Genomic DNA, 19472 nt, shown 5'->3' on the forward strand with positions numbered 1-19472 from the left:
AAGAAAACGCGTGAAGAATAAACTACGAGAGATTAGTTGGAGCGGCAGCGTCTCGACAAATGGCTGTGGCATGCGCGGGTGGTGAAGGCCCGCACCTCGGCTGCCGCCCTCGTTGAGGCCGGTCACGTTCGCATCAACGGCGTGCGTGAGATGGCGCCGGGACATTCGGTGAAAGTCGGCGACGTCTTGACGATCGGGCTCGACCGCACCGTGCGCATCCTGAAAGTGGTGGGATTTTCCGAGCGGCGCGGCGACGCTGCGGCGGCGCGCGTGCTCTACGATGATTTGCAGAACGGCAAACAATAACTATCTGCGCAAGGCACGCAGGGACGCTTGAAAAACAGCCGCTAGAGGCCCGCTGCTTCCCTTGCGGCAGCGCACCGCATGCGCTACGCAAACCCCGGAAAACTGATCCGTTTCGGAGCGTTGGATGACTTACGTCGTCACTGAAGCCTGCATCAAGTGCAAATATACCGACTGCGTTGAGGTTTGCCCCGTCGACTGCTTCTACGAGGGCGAGAACATGCTGGTCATCCATCCCGACGAATGCATCGACTGTGGCGTCTGCGAACCCGAATGTCCGGCGGATGCCATCAAGCCCGACACCGAGCCGGGCCTCGAGAAGTGGCTTGAGGTCAACACCGAGTACGCCAAGAGCTGGCCCAACATCACCCAGAAGAAGGACGCCCCGACGGACGCGAAAGAATTCGAAGGTGTCGAGGGCAAGTTCGAGAAATATTTTTCCAAGGAACCCGGTAGCGGCGATTAAGCCTGTGGATAAGTTGCGGGTTCGTCGAGCCTGATTTTAGCCCCAATCTGAACCGAACGCGGTGAGCGGATTTAACCCTGTTAGCGGTCTTATGACGGAAACCGCCCCGTAAGGGCCCGGAACCCGGCGTAAATCATTGATTTTTGCGGAAAATGTGCTATATTCGGCACATATAAGCCGATCCCGGCCATGCGTATCCTGTGGCCCCGGTGGGTTTTCGTAAAAACATCGAACAGGGGCGTGGCAGTTCCGCGCGCAGGCTGTGTCACAGAAAACGCGTAAAAAGAGTGCTTCCAAGACGACGAAAAAAGCCGCTCCGGCCAGCCGCAGCGCAACCAAAGGCCGTGCCAAGGCGCCCATGAAGGACGCCAAGAAGGTTTCGGCCACAAAGTCCTCAAAGAACAAAAGAAGCGCAATGCCAGAAAAGACTGCCAAGACCGCCGCGAAAGCGACGGGTTCGAAGACCACTGCGTCGAAAGTTGCTGCCAAGCATCCCGTCAAGACCCCTGTGAAGGCTGCTCCTCCGAAAGCCGCCGCGCCGAAGGCTGCTGCCAAGCCGGTTGCCGCCGCGCCGCGCGTCGAGGAACCGAAGAAGGTCGTGACCCAGCGTCAGGGCTTCAAGGCCAATGAATTCGTGGTCTATCCGGCTCACGGCGTCGGCCAGATCCTGGCCATCGAGGAGCAGGAGATCGCGGGCGCCAAGCTCGAGCTGTTCGTGATCAATTTCATGAAGGACAAGATGACGCTCCGCGTGCCGACCGCCAAGGTCGCCAATGTCGGCATGCGCAAGCTGTCCGAGCCGGCGCTGGTCAAGAAGGCCCTCGAAACCCTGAAAGGTCGTGCGCGCGTCAAACGCACGATGTGGTCGCGCCGGGCGCAGGAATACGAAGCGAAGATCAATTCGGGCGACATCGTCGCGATCGCCGAAGTGGTCCGCGACCTCTACCGCTCGGAATCGCAGCCCGAGCAGTCCTACTCGGAACGCCAGCTCTATGAAGCGGCGCTCGATCGGCTGTCACGCGAAATCGCGGTCGTGCAGCATTCGACCGAGACCGAAGCGGTCAAGGAAATCGAAAGCCAGCTCGCCAAGAGCCCGCGCCGCGGCGCCAAGGCCGAAGCCACCGAAGCTGATACTGAGGCCGACGAGGCGGATGTCGACGCCGACGGCGACGACGCCGCCGTGGCGGACGAAGCTGCCTGAAAGAATCCCAGGGATTGAAACGAAAAGCCCGGTCGAAAGACCGGGCTTTTTGTTTGGCTGCATTGCTATAGCGAGCGATTGCCGTCGCCCCTGCGAAAGCAGGGGCCCATACGCCGCGGTCGGCGGAATGGGCACTCGGGGCGACGGCTGCGCCTCAGCAATGTAGGCCGTGGTTATGGGTCCCTGCGTTCGCATGCGTTCGCAGGGACGACAGGACAGAGGCGAGAACCTCTGAACGTGTCGCCACTGCGGAAAGCAGGGGCCCATAACCACAGGGCGGCGTTGTTGAGGCAACGGCGACAAGTCGCTTGTGCGGGACGACAAGAGGCAGAATAGGCTAAACCTTGCAGTCACTTACGCGGAAAGTGGCCCAATTTTCGACTTTTTGTGACCAGAATCGGGGGAGAACCTCCCAGCCACATCCAGATCTACCGCAAGGGGGATTCGATGAAAGGGCAGGTTCAGTCAGTCTTTCTCGCCATTGTCATGGCCGCGCTGCTTCCGATCAGCGCGCCGGCCGCGCAGGTCAGGGAATGCAGCGCCGCGGTGCCGTCAAGCGCGCAAGGGCATTGGTCCTGGCGCCTGATCGACGGCCGCAAATGCTGGTACGCCGGCAGGACCGTGATTTCGAAATCGTTGTTGCGGTGGCCTGCCGCGGCGCCTGCACCCGCGCAAGCGAAGGCCGAGGCCGAGCCGGTAAGCATCGTCACAGAGAAGCGCAGCGAGCCCATGGATGCGCAGGCGCGGATGCTTGACGATGACAATAGTTTTGAGTCGCGGTGGCGTTCGCGCGTGACTATCGAGTAGCGTCGGGAGAGATCGCCGCGAAAGCAGGGCCCCATAACCACAGGGCGATGTTGCTGCGTTAGGGCGTTTGGCGGATTGCGCTATTACAGCGACCGCGGCGTATGGGTCCCCGCGCCCGGTGCGCAATTGCGCACTAGGCGGGGGACGACGACGCAGCGGCGTGCTTCCCCACTCAATCCACCACGATCTTCACGCGATCGCGCGGCTTGACCTGGGCGTGCTGGTCGAGGCCGTTGAGGATGCGGAAGCGCTCGGTGGGGCGGTCGACGCCGGTCATGCGGTGGGACAGCGATTCCACGGTGTCGCCGGGCTGCACGGTGATGACCTTGATACGCAATGGGCGCGCGGCCTGGATTTCTTCCAGCGTCAGGCGGCGGAACGAGTTGACGGTCTCGCGCGCATTTCGTTCGCTTTCGGTATTGCGCTGCTTGGCGGCGAAGATGAAGCGGTAGACGTCGCTGCCGTAACGTAGCGCATAGACCTTGAACTGCCACTGATCGCCATTCGCCGACGCCGCAGCCACCGGGAAACCGTTGATCATCAGGTCTTCGGTCGAGCCCTTGTCGACACCTTCCATCCAGCCGGAATTGAGGTAATCGGCGAGCGACTGTTCGGCCGGCACGCGCACCACGTCGAAGCGCATCGCCTGCGTGCCGCCCTCGCGCACGCCGATCACGGCCTGCGCAGTGTTGTCGAGCGTGAACGTCTCGGGCGCCTGGAAGGTGAAGCCGAGTTTCGGATGCAGGAAGCGACGCCCGCGCACAAAGCCCTCGCTGGGGTCCTCGCCATAGACGATGTTGTCGATGGCGGCGAGATAGGTCTCGCGGTCGCGCTCGCCGCTCTGCGGCGAGGTGTATTGCCGCGCGCTGGCCTGCGCGTTCTGCACGCGCTCAGGCGTTGCCGGATGCGAGGACAGAAAGTCCTGCGCGCGCGGATCGAGCGAGGTCTTGCCGGCCTTCAGCGCCGCATTGCGCTCCATCGCGGCGAGGAAGCGCGCCGCGCCATAGGGATCGAAGCGGGCGCGGGCCGAAATGCCGACGCCGATGCCATCGGCCTCGAACTCCTGCTGCCGCGAGAAGCTCGCCATCGTCAGCTTGGTTTTCGCCAGCGCCAGCGCGGTCAGATCCGGATCGTTGCTCATGTCGGTGACGACGCGCGTCACCACCGCCGCCTGCCGTGCCTGATCTTCCCGGATCGAGGCGTGCTTTGCGATGACATGTGCCATCTCGTGGCTCAGCACCGAGGACAGTTCCGAGGTGTCGCTGGCGAGCGCCACCAGCCCGCGCGTCACATAGAGTTGGCCGGTCGGCAGCGCGAAGGCGTTGACCGCGCCGGAATTGAGGATGGTCACCCGGTAGGCCTGGTCCGGACGGTCGGACGCCGCCACCAGCCGGTCGACTGTCTTGCCGATCAGGGTTGCGAGTTTCGGATCGTCATAGGCGCCGCCATAGGAGGCCAGAATGCGCTCGTGCTCGCGCTCGCTCGCCGGTGTCTGCGCGACAGTGCGGCTCGGCTTCGGCGCGGGCACCGTCGGTGCGGCGGTCTCGATCTTCCCGAGATTTCCACAGGAAGAAAGGATCAGCGCCACGCACAACAGCGCCGGCGCAGCCAGAAGGCGGCAGCCCGTGTTTCCTTCGCGCCGTTGTGCACGATGCGTCAAATCAGCCACTAAGATCACGATCCGACCAGGATCCTTGATCTCATCCCCTCTTGTTTGCGCGTGATCCCAGCGAAGACCGATGCCAGCCCTCGAATCAAACGCTATTTCCCGCCCACCACCTCAATCTGCCCCACCCGAAGCAACTCAATTCGCGGTCCTCCCCGCGACGAGACAACGCCGCGGACACGAATCCGTCGGTTTTCGAGCGACTTAGGTCCAAGGCCGGCGCTCTCGAACGCCGGTATGATGCGCCTTGAAATAGTCGCAGCAAAGTCCCGTGTCCAGTTCCGCCCGAAATTCAGGTAGGTCATTGCCCCCGCCTGCCGAACGGACAGCACTTTGCCCTCGACCACCGTAAAGTGCCCAATCGCGGCCAGAATATCGCCCGGACTTTCCGTGTTTTTTATGGCAGTTGAACTTGCCCAGATTCCCAATTTGGCATTTCTCGCCACGCCCTCGGCGGCGGACAGCGCTGCAGCGCAATTTTTGTCGGATATATCGCTCGAAACCAGGGCCTCGCCGCGGCGTAGCAGCTCGCTTTGCACCGATTGTTCCGAACCGGTCACGAACACAAAGGCCGACTGCCGGCCGTACCGATCCGGCGTGTCATCCTCGCCATGCAGGGTCACGTCGCGGCCGGTGATGATAGCCGACAATGCGGCCCTGCCGCTGGCCGCCTCGGTTCCCACGCGCTCGATGCCGGCGAGGCGAATTTCGCGGCCGTCGTCGAGGCGAAAGCCACGTGCATCGACCACTGCGGCGACGCGCCCTTCGCCCTGCCGCTCCAGCACGCAGTCGGCGGCGTCGGCCTCGCCAGCGGACGCCAGCGCGAGAAACAATGCGGCGGATGCCGTAAGCGCAGCTCTGTAACGCAATGCCGGACCGGTCATAACGCTGCTCTCTGTCCCGCTCGTTCCTGTATGCTCGATCAATGACAGCAATACTACCTGAGATTGCCACGTGGGGGGAGACAATGGAAGTCAACGGCATTGCCCATATTTTTCTCACCGCCTCGAATTACGAACGCTCCCGCGATTTCTATCGCAAGCTGCTGCCGTTTCTCGGCTTGAAGCCGGTCATCGATAGCGAGACGACCTACTACTGCGTCGGCGGCCGCACCGCGGTCGGCATCAGCGCGCCGTCGCCAGAGCACGAGGGCGCCGCGTTCGAGCAGCAGCGCGTCGGCCTGCACCACCTCTGCTTCCGCGCCCGCGAACGCGCCGATGTCGATGAGTTGCACGGCTTCCTGAAGACGCTCGGCGCCAAGATCATCCGTGCGCCGCGCGAAGACCAATGGGCGCCGGGCTATTACTCAATCCTGTTCGAGGATCCCGACGGCATCCGGCTCGAGCTCAATCACGTGCCGGGCAAGGGGTTGTTGGCATGAGTGGCGTTCCCCGGATGCTGCGCAGTGCGCCGCATCAGCGGCGTAATGCGCTGCCGATCCGGAGTCCATGTTGTGGCGGTAGGTCCCGGCTCTGCGGTGCACCGTCAAGAGACGCTGCACCGCGTCCGGGACACGAGACATGCGGGGAGAAAAATATGAAACGTCACTTGTGCTGGTTTGCATTGCCACTTGCGCTCGTTGCCGGGTTGTCATCGGCAATCGGCCAGGAAGCGGCGAGAGCGGCTGGCGATGCCGTCCTTGGGCCCGTATTTTCAAACACCGGACCGAATGCGGATATCTACGGTGCTGCGGCAGGGTTTCCGGTTGGCGACCGCGCGACTGCGGGTCAACCTCATTACCTGGTCGGGACTTACAGCCATTTTGGTGACGTGTTTCCGTCGCGTCTGGTGCGACGAGCCACGACACCCTGGCAGTTCAAGCGGGCGCCCGGGCCCTCGATTTCCTACAACTTTCGATCGGAACGGCTCTCGATCGAGAATTATCTCGCCCGCAATCCGATCACTGGGCTGTTGATAGCGAGGGGCGACACGATTTTGTACGAGCACTATCAATATGCACGCACTGATCGTGACCGATTCCTCTCGCAATCGATGGCGAAGACGATCACGGCGATGCTGATCGGCATCGCTGTCTCGGAAGGCAAAATCAAATCGATCGACGATCCCGTCTCGACCTATGTCGCCGGCCTCTCGGAGACGGAATACGGAAAGACCTCGATCCGGGACCTGCTGCATATGTCCTCGGGAGTCGCCTTTAAGGAAATCTACGACGGAAATGATGACATCGCTCAGCTCTCGCGTGATCTGTTCGGTGGCTCGGGGAAGGACGCCGTCACCAGCGTTGCCCAATTCAACACGCGCGTCGCTCCTCCCGGCACCAGATGGCATTACGCCAGTGTCGAGACCGAAATTCTGGGTCTGGTGTTGCGGGCTGTCACGGGCGGACCGGTCGCAGACTATCTTCAAGACAAAATCTGGCAGGCGATTGGCGCAGAGTCCGACGCGTCGTGGGCCATCGATAGCACCGGACAAGAAATTACTTTTTGCTGCTTCAACGCGGTCCTGCGCGACTACGCGCGGTTCGGCCGTCTCTTGGCCCATGACGGCGCATGGGAGGGACGTCAGGTGATTCCGCGGCAGTGGATGTTGGACGCCACGACGGTGCAGCCGGCCGTTGCCTATCTCGCTCCCGGCACTGCAACACCGTACTTTGGTTACGGATACCAGGTCTGGCTTCTGCCCGGCGAGGCGCGCCGGTTCGCTCTCCTCGGAATCCGGGGGCAAATAATCCTAGTCGATCCCGTCTCCAAACTTGTCATGGTGCACACTGCCGTTCGCCAGAAGCCATCGGAGCCGTCCTCCTATGCAGAGACGCTCGCGCTGTGGTTTAGCGTGCTCGCGCAGCTTGGAAAATAATCGGTACGTAGGATGCGGTGGAGCGAAGCGACTTATGCGCCAAAGTGCCGTAGGATGGGTGGAGCGAAAGCGATATCCATCATGCTTCCGCGTTGGGATTGATGGGTATCGCTATCACTCTACCCATCCTACAAGTTCATTCCGCTTAGCGGAAATCGCGCGCCTGGCGGCGTCTTTCTCTTCGCCTTGCCGCTGCTGACCCCATGCGGCATGATCCTGCCAGAGCCAAAAATTCAAAGTCGCAGGCAATGCGGCGCGTGCACAGGGAGAACTCCATGAAGAGAGCAATCACAGCCGTTTTCGCCGCCGCGCTGGCGATGTCGGCGAGCGCGGCAATGGCGCAAAGCAAGCCGCCGCTCAAGCTTGGCGGCATTCTCGATATGTCCGGGCTTTACGCAGACATCACCGGTTCGGGTTCGGAGACCGCGGCGAAGATGGCGGTGGAGGATTTTGGCGGCGAGGTGCTCGGGCGCAAGGTCGAGATCGTCGCGGCCGATCATCTCAACAAGGCCGATCTTGCCGCCAGCATCGCGCGCGACATGCTCGACAATCAGGGCGTCGAGATGCTGTACGACGTGGCGGCTTCCGCGACCGCGCTTGCCGCCGGCGAGATCGCGAAGGCGCGCAACAAGATCGTGATGTATAGCGGCCCCGCCTCGATCCGGCTGAGCAACGAGGCCTGCGGCCCCTACACCGTGCATTATTCCTACGACACGTTCGCGCAGGCCAACGTCACCGGGCTCGCCACCGTCAAGAGCGGCTTCGAGACCTGGTTCTTCCTCACCGCCGACTATGCCTTCGGGCAGGACCTGGAAAAGGACACCAGCAATGTGGTGGTGAAGGCCGGCGGCAAGGTGCTCGGCAGCGTCAAGCATCCGCTCAATACGTCGGACTTCTCCTCGTTCCTGCTGCAGGCGCAGAGCTCGAAGGCCAAGGTTGTCGGCCTCGCCAATGCCGGCGGCGATACCATCAACGCGATCAAGCAGGCGGCGGAATTCGGGCTGACCAGGAGCGGCGGCCAAAAGCTCTCGCCGCTGCTCGCCTTCGTCACCGACATCGACAGCGTCGGGCTGGAGACGGCGCAAGGTTTGTTGCTTGCCGAAGCCTTCTATTGGGACCTCAACGACGACACCCGCGCGTTCTCGAAGCGCTTCACCGAACGCGTCAAGCGGCCGCCGACCGCGGCGCAGGCCAGTGTCTATTCGTCAGTCCTGCATTACCTGAAAGCCGTCAAGACCGCGGGCACCACGGATGCGGCCGCGGTGATGAAGCTGATGAAGGAAACGCCGGTCAACGACATGTTCGCCAGGAACGGCAAAATTCGCGACGACGGCCGCATGGTGCACGACATGTATCTGTTCGAGGTCAAGAAGCCGTCCGAGTCGAAGACGCGCTGGGATTATTACAAGCTGCTGGCGACCATCCCGGGCAACGAGGCATTCCAGCCGCTGGAGGCCTCGCGCTGTCCGCTGGTGAAGAAATAAGACCGCTGCTTCCGCGTCATTGCGAGGAGCGTAAGCGACGAAGCAATCCATAGAGCGGCAAAGAAAGTATGGATTGCTTCGCTTCGCTCGCAATGACGGGGAGAGGCCGGAATTCCATCTCAACCAACGAACGAAAGCACCACCCATGAGCGCAAACGAAATGGTCCTCCAGAAGCTCGACGCTGGGCTACTCACCATCACGATGAACCGCCCCGACCGGCGCAATGCGCTCAATCCGGATATGACGCGCGGGCTGGTGGAGGCGGCACGGCGCGCGGCGGAGGATCACGAGGTGCGCGCGGTACTCTTGAAGGGCGCCGGCGGCACGTTCTGCGTCGGAGGTGACGTCAAGTCGATGGCGGAGGGCAGGGCGCCACTCGGCTTCGAGGCCAAGATGGCCAATCTGCGCCGCGGCATGGAAGTCTCGCGCATCCTGCACCAGATGCCGAAGCCCGTCGTGGCGCAGCTCGATGGCGCCGCCGCGGGCGCCGGTCTCTCCATCGCACTATCGTGCGACCTGCGCGTCGCCAGCGCCTCCTGCAAGATCACGACCGCGTTCGCCAAGGTCGGATTGTCAGGAGATTACGGCGGCACCTATTTCCTCACCCAGATGCTCGGAGCTGCGAAAGCGCGCGAGCTCTATCTGACCTCGCCGGTGCTGAGCGCGACCGAAGCCTACAATCTCGGCATGGTGACAAAGGTGGTGCCGGATGCCGACATCGATACGGAAGCGCGTGATCTCGCGATGTCTCTGGCGCAGGGACCGTCGGTGACGCTGGGCTACATCAAGCGCAACATCAACAATGCCGAGACGATGTCGCTGGAGGCCTGTTTTGACGCCGAAGCCATCCATCATTCGCGCTCGGGCGACACCGCCGATCACAAGGAGGCGGCAAGGGCGTTTGTCGAGAAGCGCAAGCCTGTATTTCAGGGGCACTGAGATGGCCGGATACCTCAGGCTGCGGCAGATCTGCCTGGTGGCGCCGCATCTGGAGCCGGTGATCTCGGACATTTCCGAGATCATGGGCCTCAACGTCTGTTACCGCGATGGCAATGTCGCCAAGTACGGACTGGAGAACGCATTGCTACCGGTTGACACGATCCTGCTCGAAGTGGTGGCGCCGATCCAGCCGGGCACCGCGGCGGGGCGCTTCCTCGACAAGACCGGCGGCCGCGGCGGCTACATGGCGATCTTCTGCTGCGACGATCCCGACGCGCGCGGCCAGCACGCCAATGCGATCGGCGTGCGCACGGCGAATGTGGTCACGCACGCGCCTTATCACGGCGTGCAACTGCACCCGCGCGATTGCCGCGCCGCGTTCATCGAGTTCAATCATACCGACGGCAGCGACGACGTGCTGGGACTTTACCCGCCGGCGGGGCCGAACTGGCAGAAGGCGATCCGCAAGGACGTGACGGTGGCGCTGACGGAAGTCGAGATGCAGAGCCCGGATCCGCAAGGGTTGGCGGAGCATTGGGGGAAGATTTTGGGCATTGCCGTCAGCAAGGGGGCAGGCGGTGAGCCGGAGTTGAAACTGCCGAATGCAAGCTTCCGATTTGTGAAAGGCGCGAGCGATCTGATGAGCGGATTGACGTTCAGGGTCGCCGATATCGCGAGGGCGCGAGATGCGGCGAAGTCGAAGGGCTGCAAGGGGGCGGGCGATGGGTTCGATCTTTGCGGCGTGACGTTCAGGCTGGTGGCGTAGCGAAATCCATCAACACGTCATCCCTGCGAACGCAGGGACCCATAACCACCGTTGCCCATCGCGAACGAAGCCGTCTCCCGTTATGCCCTTTCCGCGGGCCGCGGCGTATGGGTCCCGGCTCAAGGCCGGGACGACGCGTTGAGAGAGCGGAGTGACGTTTCGGCTGGTTTGCATGAGCGTGGATGCGGCGGTTTTGTAGCGACGAGGCTAACCTTCACCGTCGTCCCTGCGAACGCAGGGACCCATAACCACCGTTGCCTATCGCGAACGAAGCCGTCTCCCCTTGTGCCCTTTCCGCGGGCCGCGGCGTATGGGTCCCGGCTCAAGGCCGGGACGACGGGGTGAGAGAGTTGTGCTAGGTCACCTTCCCTTGAAGTTCGCCGCCCTTCGTTCTGCGGTGGCTTTGACGCCTTCCTTGAAATCTTCCGTGGCGCGGAGTCTGGTCTGCTCGGCGAGCTCGTGGTTGGTGGCGGCCATGACGCGGTCGGCGAGGCCGGCGCGCATGGTGGCGCGGGTCGAGATCAGGCCGAGCGGGGAGCATTCGGCGATTTCGGCGGCAAGCTTCATGGCCTCGGCGCGGACCTGGTCCTGCGGCACGCAGACATTGGCAAGGCCCATTCGCGTGGCTTCCTCGCCGGTGATGCGGCGGCTGGTGTAGAAGATCAGTTCGGCGTTGTTGCGGCCAACGAGTTCGGGAAGCGTCGTAGTCAGGCCGAAGCCAGGATGAAAGCCAAGTTTTGTAAAGTTGGCGGCGAAGCGTGCCTCGGGGCAGGTGACGCGGAAATCGGCCGAGACGGCTAGTCCCAGGCCACCGCCGATGGCCGCGCCATGGACGGCGGCGACGATCGGCTTCTTGTTGCGGAAGATGCGCACGGCCTGGACGTAGAGATGGTTGATCGGCAGATTGGCGGCCGGATCATTCTGCGCGCTCGCTTCCTGCTCCTGCCGCTTCGGATCGGAAAAATCCGCGCCGGCGCAGAACGCCTTGCCTTGGGCCGTGAGCACGGAGCTGCGGATTTCGATGTCGTTGTCGAACTCCTCCAGCGCATCAGCAATCTGGTTGATCAGCGAGACGTCGAAGAAGTTCAGCGGAGGTTTTCGGATCTCGATCAGGCCGACATGGCCGTGCTTCTCGACGCCGATATCAGTGTATTTGCTCATGCGGTTTCCTCGTTGAATTAGCGCAAACCTAGCCCGCGAGCGATGATGCCGCGCAGCACTTCGGTGGTGCCGCCCTGGATCGTCAGCTTGGGCGCAGTCTTGATGGCGAAGTCGAGTTGCTTTTCCAGCGTCTCGCGGTTGGTCGCGGTTTCCTCGACAAAGGCGGCGAGCTCACGCACGCGATGCGGCAATTGCTGCTCCCAGATGGTACCGATGTCTTTCACGATAGAGGCCTCGACCACCGGCTCCTTGCCGGCCTGCAGCATGCCCGCGACCGATACCGACATGCGCCGCATGGTGTGCACCTGCGCGACCAGGCGGCCGATGCCTTCGGCGCTGCGGGTGTCCGGGTTATTGCCGACGGCGCGGACCAGCTCGGTCAGGACGTAATAGGTCTCGAGGAAACGTTCGGGGCCGGACCGCTCATAGGCAAGCTCCGAAGTCGCCTGTTTCCAGGCGCCGTCGATTTCGCCGAGCACGTGATCGTCGGGAATGAAGTGATCGGTGAACACGACCTCGTTGAATTCATACTGCCCGGTGATCTGGCCGATCGGATTCACCTGGATCCCCGGCTGCTTCATCTTGACCAGAAACTGCGTCAGGCCGTGGCGGCGGTTTTCTTTGGTCGGCGGTGACGTCCGAAAAATCGCGATCATGTAATCGGCGATATGGGCCGAAGAGGTCCAGATCTTGGTGCCGTTGATCAGATAGCCGCCGTCGGTCTTGGTCGCGCGGGTCTTTGCCGCGAACAGATCGGAGCCGGAGTTCGGCTCGCTCATGCCGATCGCAAAGCAGATCTCGCCGCGGCAGATGCGCGGCAGGATTTCCATCTTGATGTGCTCGGGTGCGTATTTCAAAAGCACCGGGCCGCTCTGGCGGTCGGCGACGAAGAAGCGCCGCGTCGGCGCATTCGCCACGCGCATTTCCTCGGTCACCACATAACGCTCGAGGAACGAGCGCTCATGGCCGCCATATTTCTTCGGCCAGGTCATGCCGAGCCAGCCGCGCGCACCGACCTTTCGGGAAAATTCCGGCACGTCGGTATCTTCGCGGTTCGGCTTGTGCGGATCGAAGGTGCCGGCGGCGATTTCTTCCGCAAGGAAGGCGCGGACTTCCTTGCGCAACTGCTCGCATTCGCTCGGCAGGCGGATCGGATCGAAACGGAGGGCTGCGGTCATTGTTGTTCTCTATGCAGGCAAATCGAGATGATCTCAGCGCGAGGCCACGAGCGGCCACAACTCATCGGCGCCTCTTCGCGCCACGAGCTTGCCGAGCTCGACCGCCCAAAAACTCTCGGAGCCGAAATCGTCGCGCCATGCCAGTGCACGCAGCGAGTAGCGATGCAGGATGTGCTCGATGGTAAAGCCGATCGCGCCGTGCACCTGATGGGCGATGCCGCCGCCTTTTTCCGCCGCCTCCGCGCAGCGGATTTTCGCCGCCACCGCTTCGAGAAACACTTCGTCGTTGAAGGAGGTCGCGTTGGCAATAGCGTCCGCGGCCGAAGTGGCCGCGGCAAGTGCGGCCGCCGACTCGCCGGCGAGCCGCGCCAGATTGTGCTGCACCGCCTGGAATTTCGAAATCTTCTTCTCGAAGGCGACACGCTCATTGGAATAGCGCACGGAGATATCCAGCATCGATTCCAGCGCGCCGGCGATCTGCAGGGATCGGGCGACGCCGCCCATCAGCATGAGCCGGGCCTGGTCGAAACCTGTTGGCGCCGGCTTGATCGTGACCGGCTGCACCTTGTCCAGCGTCACGACATCAGAAGGATCGCCGCCGAGATTGAGGCCGGTCTCGATCCGGCACTTGCCGCCATCGACCAATGCGACGGAGAAATCACCCTTCGCATTGCTGGCGAGCACCGCGAAGTGCTTTGCAACCTTGGCAAACGGCACGCCGCGCGCCCTGCCCGACAGGCTGCCATCGGCATTGACGGTAATCCGGTCTTTCGGGCTCGCGGGCACTACCGTCATCTCGCCGCCGGGCGAAGTGATCTTGGCCTGCGCCAACAGCCAGCCCGCCAGCATGGTTTCCGCGAGCGGCACCGCGACCGCAAAGCGTCCCGCGGCGCTCAGCACGCTAAAGCCTTCGGCAAGAGAGGCGCCCGAGCCGCCGCAATTCTCCGGCACCCAGGACAGCGGCAGGCCGGCATCGCTCAGCGCCTGCCAGAGCGGGGCTTTCCACTCGCCCTTCTGGTCGCGATTGATGGTTTGGGCGTCGGCGAGATCGGCGAAGATTTTCTCCGCGGTCTCGGCAACGATGTTCTCACTCTCCGCCACAGCGTTCCCCGATTTGAAATTGGCATGCCAATCCCAACTGACATGGCCGGGTCGGCTGCGGTCTTTTCTTGCGCTTTATGATGGGCAAAAGCCATAGCCGTGACAAGCGCTGTCCGCAGGGCCGCATGAGGCGGCGGCATGAAGGTCGCGGCGCAAAGAATAAATTCCGCGCAACGGACTTCTTCGGATTTGCACGCCGTTGGCCGCGCGATATGGTAGCGCTCAGCCACGCCAGCGGGCGGTCAAAACTTTAATTCAAGAACAACAAAGGGAATGCGGATGTCGAAGGATGGTTTGTGCGCAATTGTCACCGGTTCTGCGTCCGGCTTGGGAGCGGCGACCGCGGCCATTCTGGCAAACGGCGGCGCGCGCATCGTCGTCAACTATTCCAACAGCAAGGCGGAGGCCGAAGCGACCGCCGATCTCTGTCGCAGCGCCGGCGCCGAAGTCGTGGTGGTGCAGGGCGACGTGTCGCGCGATGAAGACTGCAGGAAGATTGCTGCCGCGGCCGTGCCGTGGGGACGCCTCGACGTGCTGGTCAACAATGCCGGCACCACCAAGCACGTGCCGCATCACGATCTCGATGGGCTTTCGGCCGAGGACTTTCAGCGCATCTATGCCGTCAACACGATCGGCCCGTTCCAGATGATCCGCGCGGCGCGCGCGCTGCTCGAAGCGGGCGCTAAAGTTTCCGGCCAGCCGTCCGCCGTGGTCAACGTGTCGTCGGTCGCCGGCATTTCCGGCGGCGGCTCGTCCGTCGCCTATGCCGCAAGCAAGGGCGCGCTCAACACCATGACGCAATCGCTGGCGCGCGCGCTGGCGCCGCTGATCCGCGTCAACACGGTATGTCCCGGCTATATCGATACGCCGTGGTTCACCAAGGGCCGCGGCGAAGCCGGCGCGAAAGCGGTGCGCGACGCAGTGGTGGCGAAGGTGCCGCTGAAGGTCGCTTCGACGGCGGAAGATATCGCGCAGCTCGTCTGCTTCCTCGCTTCGCCTGCGTCGAGCAACATGACCGGCGAGTTCGTGCGCATGGATGCGGGGATGCATCTGGTGTTGTGACGACGCATTCATCTCCGTCATGGCCGGGCTTGATCCGGCCATCCACGTCTTACTTGCTCTTTGGAGACAAAGCGCGTGGATGCCCGGGTCAAGCCCGGGCATGACGAAGGAGAGATACGAGCCGGACCTTACCTATTCCCCGGATCCGAGATCACGCCGCGCGCTACCAGCCTGTTCCAGATGAACAGCACCACCAGCGCGCCGATGGTGGCGGTGATGAAGCCAGCGCCCTGATCGGGGCTGTAATGGCCGATCGCCTGGCCGACGAAGGTCGCCAGGAACGCGCCGGCGATGCCGAGCACCGTAGTCAGGATGAAGCCGGTCGGGTTGTTTTGGCCCGGCGAAACGATGCGCGCGATGATACCGGCGACGAAGCCGACGACGATGATCCAGATAATGCCGCCCATTTCCGTCCCTTTCCAATGCGTCGATGGTGAAGCGGCGCGGCACCTCTCGGGCGCCGCGCGTCTCGCGGCGTCAGATCCGTTCCGATATCTCGTTCTCGTTCGGCAGCCGTCCGTCCGGCGTCAGATGATTGACGACGTCGGGCAGATACTGGCTGAGGCCTTGCAGCAAATCGTCGCGCGACAGTCCGCTTTGCGCCGAGAGCTGATCGATCTGGTCGGCGCCGAGCGCATTGGCGAGATCGCCGGGCGAGACCTGTTTGTTCGGACCGTTGCTGACCCAGGAGTCCGCCTGATCGCCGAGGCCCTTCTGCTGCAGTTGATTCAGGAGGTCGCCGAGGCCGCCGCTCAAAACGGTGCCGGCCGCGCCTCCAGCAAGCAGCCCGCCCAAGCCGCCTTTGAGCATGTCGCTGAGTCCGCCGCCCATGCCGCCGCCGGGCATGCCGGCATTCACGTTGCCCGGCGCGGGCGCCGGTTGCGGTGCCGAGCCGGTCTGGTTGCCGCTGAAATGCTTGATGCCTTTCCAGGCCAGCAGCGCCAGGATCGCCATGGTCAAGGGCGACATTCCGCCGCTCTCTGATTGTGAACTGGGGCGGCTCGGGCCGCGCGGCCCATTCATCATGCCGTTGAGGACGTCGAGTAAACCCATGGTTGTCTCCTCTGCGTAGCCCCGCGTGGAACATAACGGTAGCACATGACGGTTACAAGGCGCAGGCGGTGCCACCTGCGATAGGCACAGTCCGCGCGCTCTGCTATTCGAAGCCGGTTGCAACGCGGTAGGTGACAAATGGTTTCGCGCCAAACGATCGGTATCGCAGGCGCCGGCAGCATCGGCTGCTTCGTCGGCGGCATGCTGGTGGCCGGCGGCTGCCGCGTGGCGCTGCTGGCGCGTCCGCGCGTGATCGCCGAGATCGAAGCAGGCGGCCTGCGGCCGACCAGTTTTGAAGGTTTTGACCAGACCGTCGCGCGCGATCGGTTCGTATTGTCGGAAAACCCTTCCATTTTTGCTGACGCCAGCGTGGTGCTGGTCACGGTCAAGAGCGCGGACACCGCTGCGATGGCCGAAATCATCGCTCACCATGCGCCGTCCGATGTCGTCGTTGTCAGCCTGCAGAACGGCGTCGGCAACGCCGCCGTGCTGCGCAACCGCCTGCCGGGGCGGCGCGTGCTCGGCGGCATGGTGCCGTTCAACGTGATGGCGCTCGGCAATGGGCGGTTTCATCGCGCCACCTCGGGTGACATCGTCATCGAGCAGGACGAAGCGCGCACCGCGGAGAAATTGTCGGTGCCGGGATTGACGATGCGGCCGACTGGCAACATCGATGGCGTGCAATGGGGCAAGCTGCTGCTCAATCTCAACAACGCGCTCAACGCACTGGCCGATCTGCCGCTGCGCCGGCAGCTCGCACAACGACCATGGCGGCAATTGTTCGCCGATCAGCTCGCCGAAGCTCTCGCGGCGATCAAGGCCGAAGGCATCAAGCCGGTGTCGTCGATGCCGATCCCGCCCGCCTGGATGCCGCCTTTGTTACGCCTGCCGGACCGGGTCTTCGAAGCGTTGCTGGGGCGGACGATGAAGATCGATCCCGAGGCGCGCTCGTCGATGTGGGAAGATCTGCAGCGCGGCCGCCGCACCGAAATCGATTATCTGCAGGGCGTCATCACCGAAATCGCCGAGCGCCGCGGACTGGAGGCGCCGCTCTCGCGCCGGATCGTGCAATTGATCCAGCAGGCTGAAAGCAGCGGCAAGGGCTCGCCCGGCCTGACGCCGGAGCAGATTCGCCCCCGAAATTGATTTGCCTCGGCGCCGGTCCCGCGCGAGGTTCGTTCAGGTAAGCCGATGGGAGAAGCGACATGAAACGAACGCGTCTCGCGCTGGTAGCGGTTGCCGTCCTAGTTTTTTGGGCGTCATTGCTGCCCGCTTATGCCGTGCCGCCGACGGCAACGCCATCGCCGGGCTATGAAGCGAGGCTGCAGGAGCAGCGGGCGGCATCACGTGCGGTCGTCGCACCGGTCGTCAAGCCGCGCCGCGTCAAGCGGATGCGCGCGCACTGATGCTGATTAGCCGCGCGCGCACCGCTCAGCCAGGTCGTCCCTGCGAACGCAGGGACCCATAACCACCGTCGCCAATTGTTGAAGGAAAGTCGTCGACCATCGCAGCAAGACAACATCCGCCGCGGCGTATGGGTCCCTGCGGTTCGCAGGGACGACAGAAGGATCTAGCCCTTCTTCTGCTTGGCCGGCTGCTGCTGTTGCGGATTGAACAGCCGCTTCAGTTCGTTGATGCTCTCCGAGAGCCGCGGCCATTCACACGAGAATTGGCTCTTGGCGCATTGGGCCGCCTTGATGCGTGCGGCCTGCTTGACCGGGCTCGCCACCGGTATCGGCACTCTTTCGGTTTCGACCAGCGCAGGCGCCTGCTCCGTGCGCAGCGAGACCTGTTGGATATCTTGTTGTATTCCCTGTGCTGGCGGCGGCTCCGGCTGTTGCTGCTTGGCCGCCGCCGCTGCGGCGATGTGGTTGCGGCGCTCGCGCTCGAGATAGGCAGTATATTGCTCGTCGATCTTCTTCTGCTCTTCCGGCGTCGGGTTGGGTCCCGCGATGTCGAACGTCCGGTCCTGCATGAAGTCGTAATAGGTGTAGCCGCCGCCAGGCTTGCGGCGGCCGGCGAATTTCGCGTTGCATTCAGCGAGTTTCGCCGTCTTTTCTTCTTTGGTCGCAGCCTTCTCGGCCACATCGGCGCAGGATTCGAAATCGTACGGCGCGCTACGCCACCACTGCGCATCTGAAGCCACCGGCGCGAGCACGAACAGCCCTCCGATTGCGGCAAAAACCAATGACGATGCACGTGAGGCGATCACGGACGATTTGCTCCAGTCGAATTCTTGGGAACTTTGATTGAGTCGATTGTCATCATTTTGGCAGCGCTGTCACGCCGAAATTGCACGATGTTCCCGCTGGCGTTGTGACGTTACCCGGTTCATGTGACCGACGGAACACAGTGCCAGATCGTTAAAAATCTTGAAGAAATTCAACAGCAAGGCAAGTTCCCGCAAACGATGCCTGTAGCGATTCTAAGTGCACTATCTGAGGGCGAGCGGATAAGCACGCCACATTGTGGCAAGAATCAGTCAGCGCCTCTCGCGCGAGCCAGCGTGCGCGATGCCGTTTCATGGAACACCGCGCGATAGAGTCTTGCGAATTCGCCCATGTGATGGAAGCCGTTGGCTCGGGCGCACGATGTCACGGTGATGGCGTCGGATCCCTTCACGAGCTGCGCGCGCGCCGACCAAAGCTGCTTGAGGCGCAAATAGCGATGCAGGCTCATGCCGCGGACGCTCGCCACCGCCGTGCCCAGCGTCCTCACCGACACGCCGCATTGTTCGGCGAGGTCGGCGCTGTAGATCGGCGCGGCGGAATGAAACGCGACATACTCGTCGATCATGCGAACGAGGCGGCAATAACCCCTGCTTGCAATCTTGCCTGCCACTTCCGGCGTTCGGCCGCTACGGAACATCTCGTCGATGGCGAGCAGCAGGCCTTCCTGGAGGGCCAGCGCCGAACGCCGCTCCTGCAACAGTTCCGGCCTGGCGGAAGCCGTCTGCAAAATACCTATCGTGACGGATCTGACCGTTGCGAGGGCCTCGGGGTCCGGCATGAACGGGCATGGCCGGTCCGGCGTATCGAACCATTCCCGATCCCGCAGGCCGGCGCCAAGGGTGACGATCGCGTGCAGCGATCCACGGGGTTCGACGAACTGCAAATCGACATTGCCGCGCATGCCGACAAAAGCCGGACGATTCACGGACATGCCGTTGACGGCTACGTCGTAGTCGTCCTCGATCTGGAAGATGACGACGCCATGCGCGGCGCGATAGCTGACATCGACGATACGTGGAAACGAGCGGAGCATCGTGATCTGGCAGCAGGGCAACTGCACCGCCGCGCGCGCGGTATGGAAGTTCGCAAGATTCAGCGGGACGCTGCGCGCATCGGCGACGAACTCGACCGGCCGGAAGGCGTCGATGTCGGAAAACCGGATGATTGAAAGAGCCGGCGAGGGGGCAAGGTTCTTAAATAGCATTGCAAGACAACTGGGCGGCGCGAATCTTCGCA

Annotated in this window: 21 protein-coding genes; 12 read left to right on the forward strand and 9 right to left on the reverse strand. The window is 62.8% G+C overall.

Going from position 1 to position 19472, the window contains the following annotated elements:
- Nucleotides 1-36 precede the first annotated feature (36 nt).
- From V1290_RS20725 to V1290_RS20740, 4 genes are all read left to right on the forward strand, one after another.
- A complete protein-coding gene (locus V1290_RS20725; protein WP_171709375.1) occupies nucleotides 37-306 on the forward strand; it encodes an RNA-binding S4 domain-containing protein in 270 nt (89 codons plus the stop codon).
- 124 nt (nucleotides 307-430) lie between these two features.
- Nucleotides 431-769 (forward strand): ferredoxin FdxA, encoded by a 339-nt coding sequence (fdxA, locus tag V1290_RS20730; RefSeq protein ID WP_334366126.1) that lies wholly within the window; start codon nucleotides 431-433, stop codon nucleotides 767-769.
- A gap of 415 nt (nucleotides 770-1184) precedes the next feature.
- Entirely contained in the window at nucleotides 1185-1970 is a 786-nt protein-coding gene (locus V1290_RS20735; RefSeq protein WP_334366127.1) for a CarD family transcriptional regulator, read from the forward strand.
- A gap of 447 nt (nucleotides 1971-2417) precedes the next feature.
- Nucleotides 2418-2777, forward strand: coding sequence for a hypothetical protein (locus V1290_RS20740; protein ID WP_334366128.1), 360 nt, complete (start codon nucleotides 2418-2420; stop codon nucleotides 2775-2777).
- Nucleotides 2778-2949: 172 nt separating this feature from the next.
- Here the strand turns inward: V1290_RS20740 and V1290_RS20745 are convergent, their stop codons facing one another.
- Together V1290_RS20745 and V1290_RS20750 are read right to left on the reverse strand one after the other, a co-directional pair.
- Nucleotides 2950-4437 carry a M48 family metalloprotease gene (locus V1290_RS20745; protein ID WP_334369113.1) on the reverse strand — a complete coding sequence of 496 codons (1488 nt, stop codon included), beginning with the start codon at nucleotides 4435-4437 and terminating at the stop codon, nucleotides 2950-2952.
- A gap of 101 nt (nucleotides 4438-4538) precedes the next feature.
- Nucleotides 4539-5327 carry a thermonuclease family protein gene (locus V1290_RS20750; RefSeq protein ID WP_334366129.1) on the reverse strand — a complete coding sequence of 263 codons (789 nt, stop codon included), beginning with the start codon at nucleotides 5325-5327 and terminating at the stop codon, nucleotides 4539-4541.
- Between the two features lie 83 nt (nucleotides 5328-5410).
- Between V1290_RS20750 and V1290_RS20755 the strand changes: the two genes are divergently transcribed.
- From V1290_RS20755 to V1290_RS20775, 5 genes are all read left to right on the forward strand, one after another.
- On the forward strand, nucleotides 5411-5824 hold the full coding sequence (locus tag V1290_RS20755) for a VOC family protein (protein ID WP_334366130.1): 414 nt from the start codon (nucleotides 5411-5413) through the stop codon (nucleotides 5822-5824).
- A gap of 14 nt (nucleotides 5825-5838) precedes the next feature.
- Entirely contained in the window at nucleotides 5839-7260 is a 1422-nt protein-coding gene (locus V1290_RS20760; RefSeq protein WP_334366131.1) for a serine hydrolase domain-containing protein, read from the forward strand.
- A 275-nt stretch (nucleotides 7261-7535) separates the two neighbouring features.
- A complete protein-coding gene (locus V1290_RS20765; RefSeq protein ID WP_334366132.1) occupies nucleotides 7536-8744 on the forward strand; it encodes an ABC transporter substrate-binding protein in 1209 nt (402 codons plus the stop codon).
- 145 nt (nucleotides 8745-8889) lie between these two features.
- Entirely contained in the window at nucleotides 8890-9684 is a 795-nt protein-coding gene (locus V1290_RS20770) for an enoyl-CoA hydratase (protein WP_334366133.1), read from the forward strand.
- Between the two features lies 1 nt (nucleotide 9685).
- A complete protein-coding gene (locus tag V1290_RS20775) occupies nucleotides 9686-10450 on the forward strand; it encodes a hypothetical protein (RefSeq protein WP_334366134.1) in 765 nt (254 codons plus the stop codon).
- A 360-nt stretch (nucleotides 10451-10810) separates the two neighbouring features.
- Here the strand turns inward: V1290_RS20775 and V1290_RS20780 are convergent, their stop codons facing one another.
- The 3 genes from V1290_RS20780 to V1290_RS20790 are packed head-to-tail and all read right to left on the reverse strand — an operon-like array spanning nucleotide 10811 to nucleotide 13890.
- On the reverse strand, nucleotides 10811-11611 hold the full coding sequence (locus V1290_RS20780) for an enoyl-CoA hydratase/isomerase family protein (RefSeq protein ID WP_334366135.1): 801 nt from the start codon (nucleotides 11609-11611) through the stop codon (nucleotides 10811-10813).
- 17 nt (nucleotides 11612-11628) lie between these two features.
- On the reverse strand, nucleotides 11629-12789 hold the full coding sequence (locus tag V1290_RS20785; RefSeq protein WP_028347625.1) for an acyl-CoA dehydrogenase family protein: 1161 nt from the start codon (nucleotides 12787-12789) through the stop codon (nucleotides 11629-11631).
- A 33-nt stretch (nucleotides 12790-12822) separates the two neighbouring features.
- Nucleotides 12823-13890: an acyl-CoA dehydrogenase family protein gene (locus V1290_RS20790; RefSeq protein WP_334366136.1), complete on the reverse strand. Its 1068-nt coding sequence runs from the start codon at nucleotides 13888-13890 to the stop codon at nucleotides 12823-12825.
- Between the two features lie 279 nt (nucleotides 13891-14169).
- On the opposite strand from V1290_RS20790, the gene V1290_RS20795 reads away from it, so the two are divergent.
- On the forward strand, nucleotides 14170-14952 hold the full coding sequence (locus V1290_RS20795; RefSeq protein ID WP_334366137.1) for an SDR family NAD(P)-dependent oxidoreductase: 783 nt from the start codon (nucleotides 14170-14172) through the stop codon (nucleotides 14950-14952).
- 128 nt (nucleotides 14953-15080) lie between these two features.
- Here V1290_RS20795 and V1290_RS20800 read toward each other — a convergent pair whose 3' ends face one another.
- Entirely contained in the window at nucleotides 15081-15359 is a 279-nt protein-coding gene (locus V1290_RS20800; protein ID WP_334366138.1) for a GlsB/YeaQ/YmgE family stress response membrane protein, read from the reverse strand.
- A gap of 70 nt (nucleotides 15360-15429) precedes the next feature.
- Nucleotides 15430-16005 (reverse strand): YidB family protein, encoded by a 576-nt coding sequence (locus tag V1290_RS20805; protein ID WP_065746641.1) that lies wholly within the window; start codon nucleotides 16003-16005, stop codon nucleotides 15430-15432.
- A 138-nt stretch (nucleotides 16006-16143) separates the two neighbouring features.
- On the opposite strand from V1290_RS20805, the gene V1290_RS20810 reads away from it, so the two are divergent.
- Nucleotides 16144-17151 carry a 2-dehydropantoate 2-reductase gene (locus V1290_RS20810; protein WP_334366139.1) on the forward strand — a complete coding sequence of 336 codons (1008 nt, stop codon included), beginning with the start codon at nucleotides 16144-16146 and terminating at the stop codon, nucleotides 17149-17151.
- Nucleotides 17152-17210: 59 nt separating this feature from the next.
- The gene (locus V1290_RS20815; protein WP_334366140.1) at nucleotides 17211-17411 is read left to right on the forward strand and encodes a hypothetical protein; all 201 of its coding nucleotides are present in this window, start codon (nucleotides 17211-17213) and stop codon (nucleotides 17409-17411) included.
- Nucleotides 17412-17575: 164 nt separating this feature from the next.
- On the opposite strand, the gene V1290_RS20820 is transcribed toward V1290_RS20815, so the two are convergent.
- Together V1290_RS20820 and V1290_RS20825 are read right to left on the reverse strand one after the other, a co-directional pair.
- Nucleotides 17576-18217, reverse strand: coding sequence for a hypothetical protein (locus V1290_RS20820; protein WP_334366141.1), 642 nt, complete (start codon nucleotides 18215-18217; stop codon nucleotides 17576-17578).
- A gap of 266 nt (nucleotides 18218-18483) precedes the next feature.
- The gene (locus V1290_RS20825) at nucleotides 18484-19440 is read right to left on the reverse strand and encodes a helix-turn-helix domain-containing protein (protein WP_334366142.1); all 957 of its coding nucleotides are present in this window, start codon (nucleotides 19438-19440) and stop codon (nucleotides 18484-18486) included.
- Nucleotides 19441-19472: the final 32 nt, after the last annotated feature.

It is taken from the genome of Bradyrhizobium sp. AZCC 1578 (assembly GCF_036924675.1).
Classification (GTDB): Bacteria; Pseudomonadota; Alphaproteobacteria; order Rhizobiales; family Xanthobacteraceae; genus Bradyrhizobium.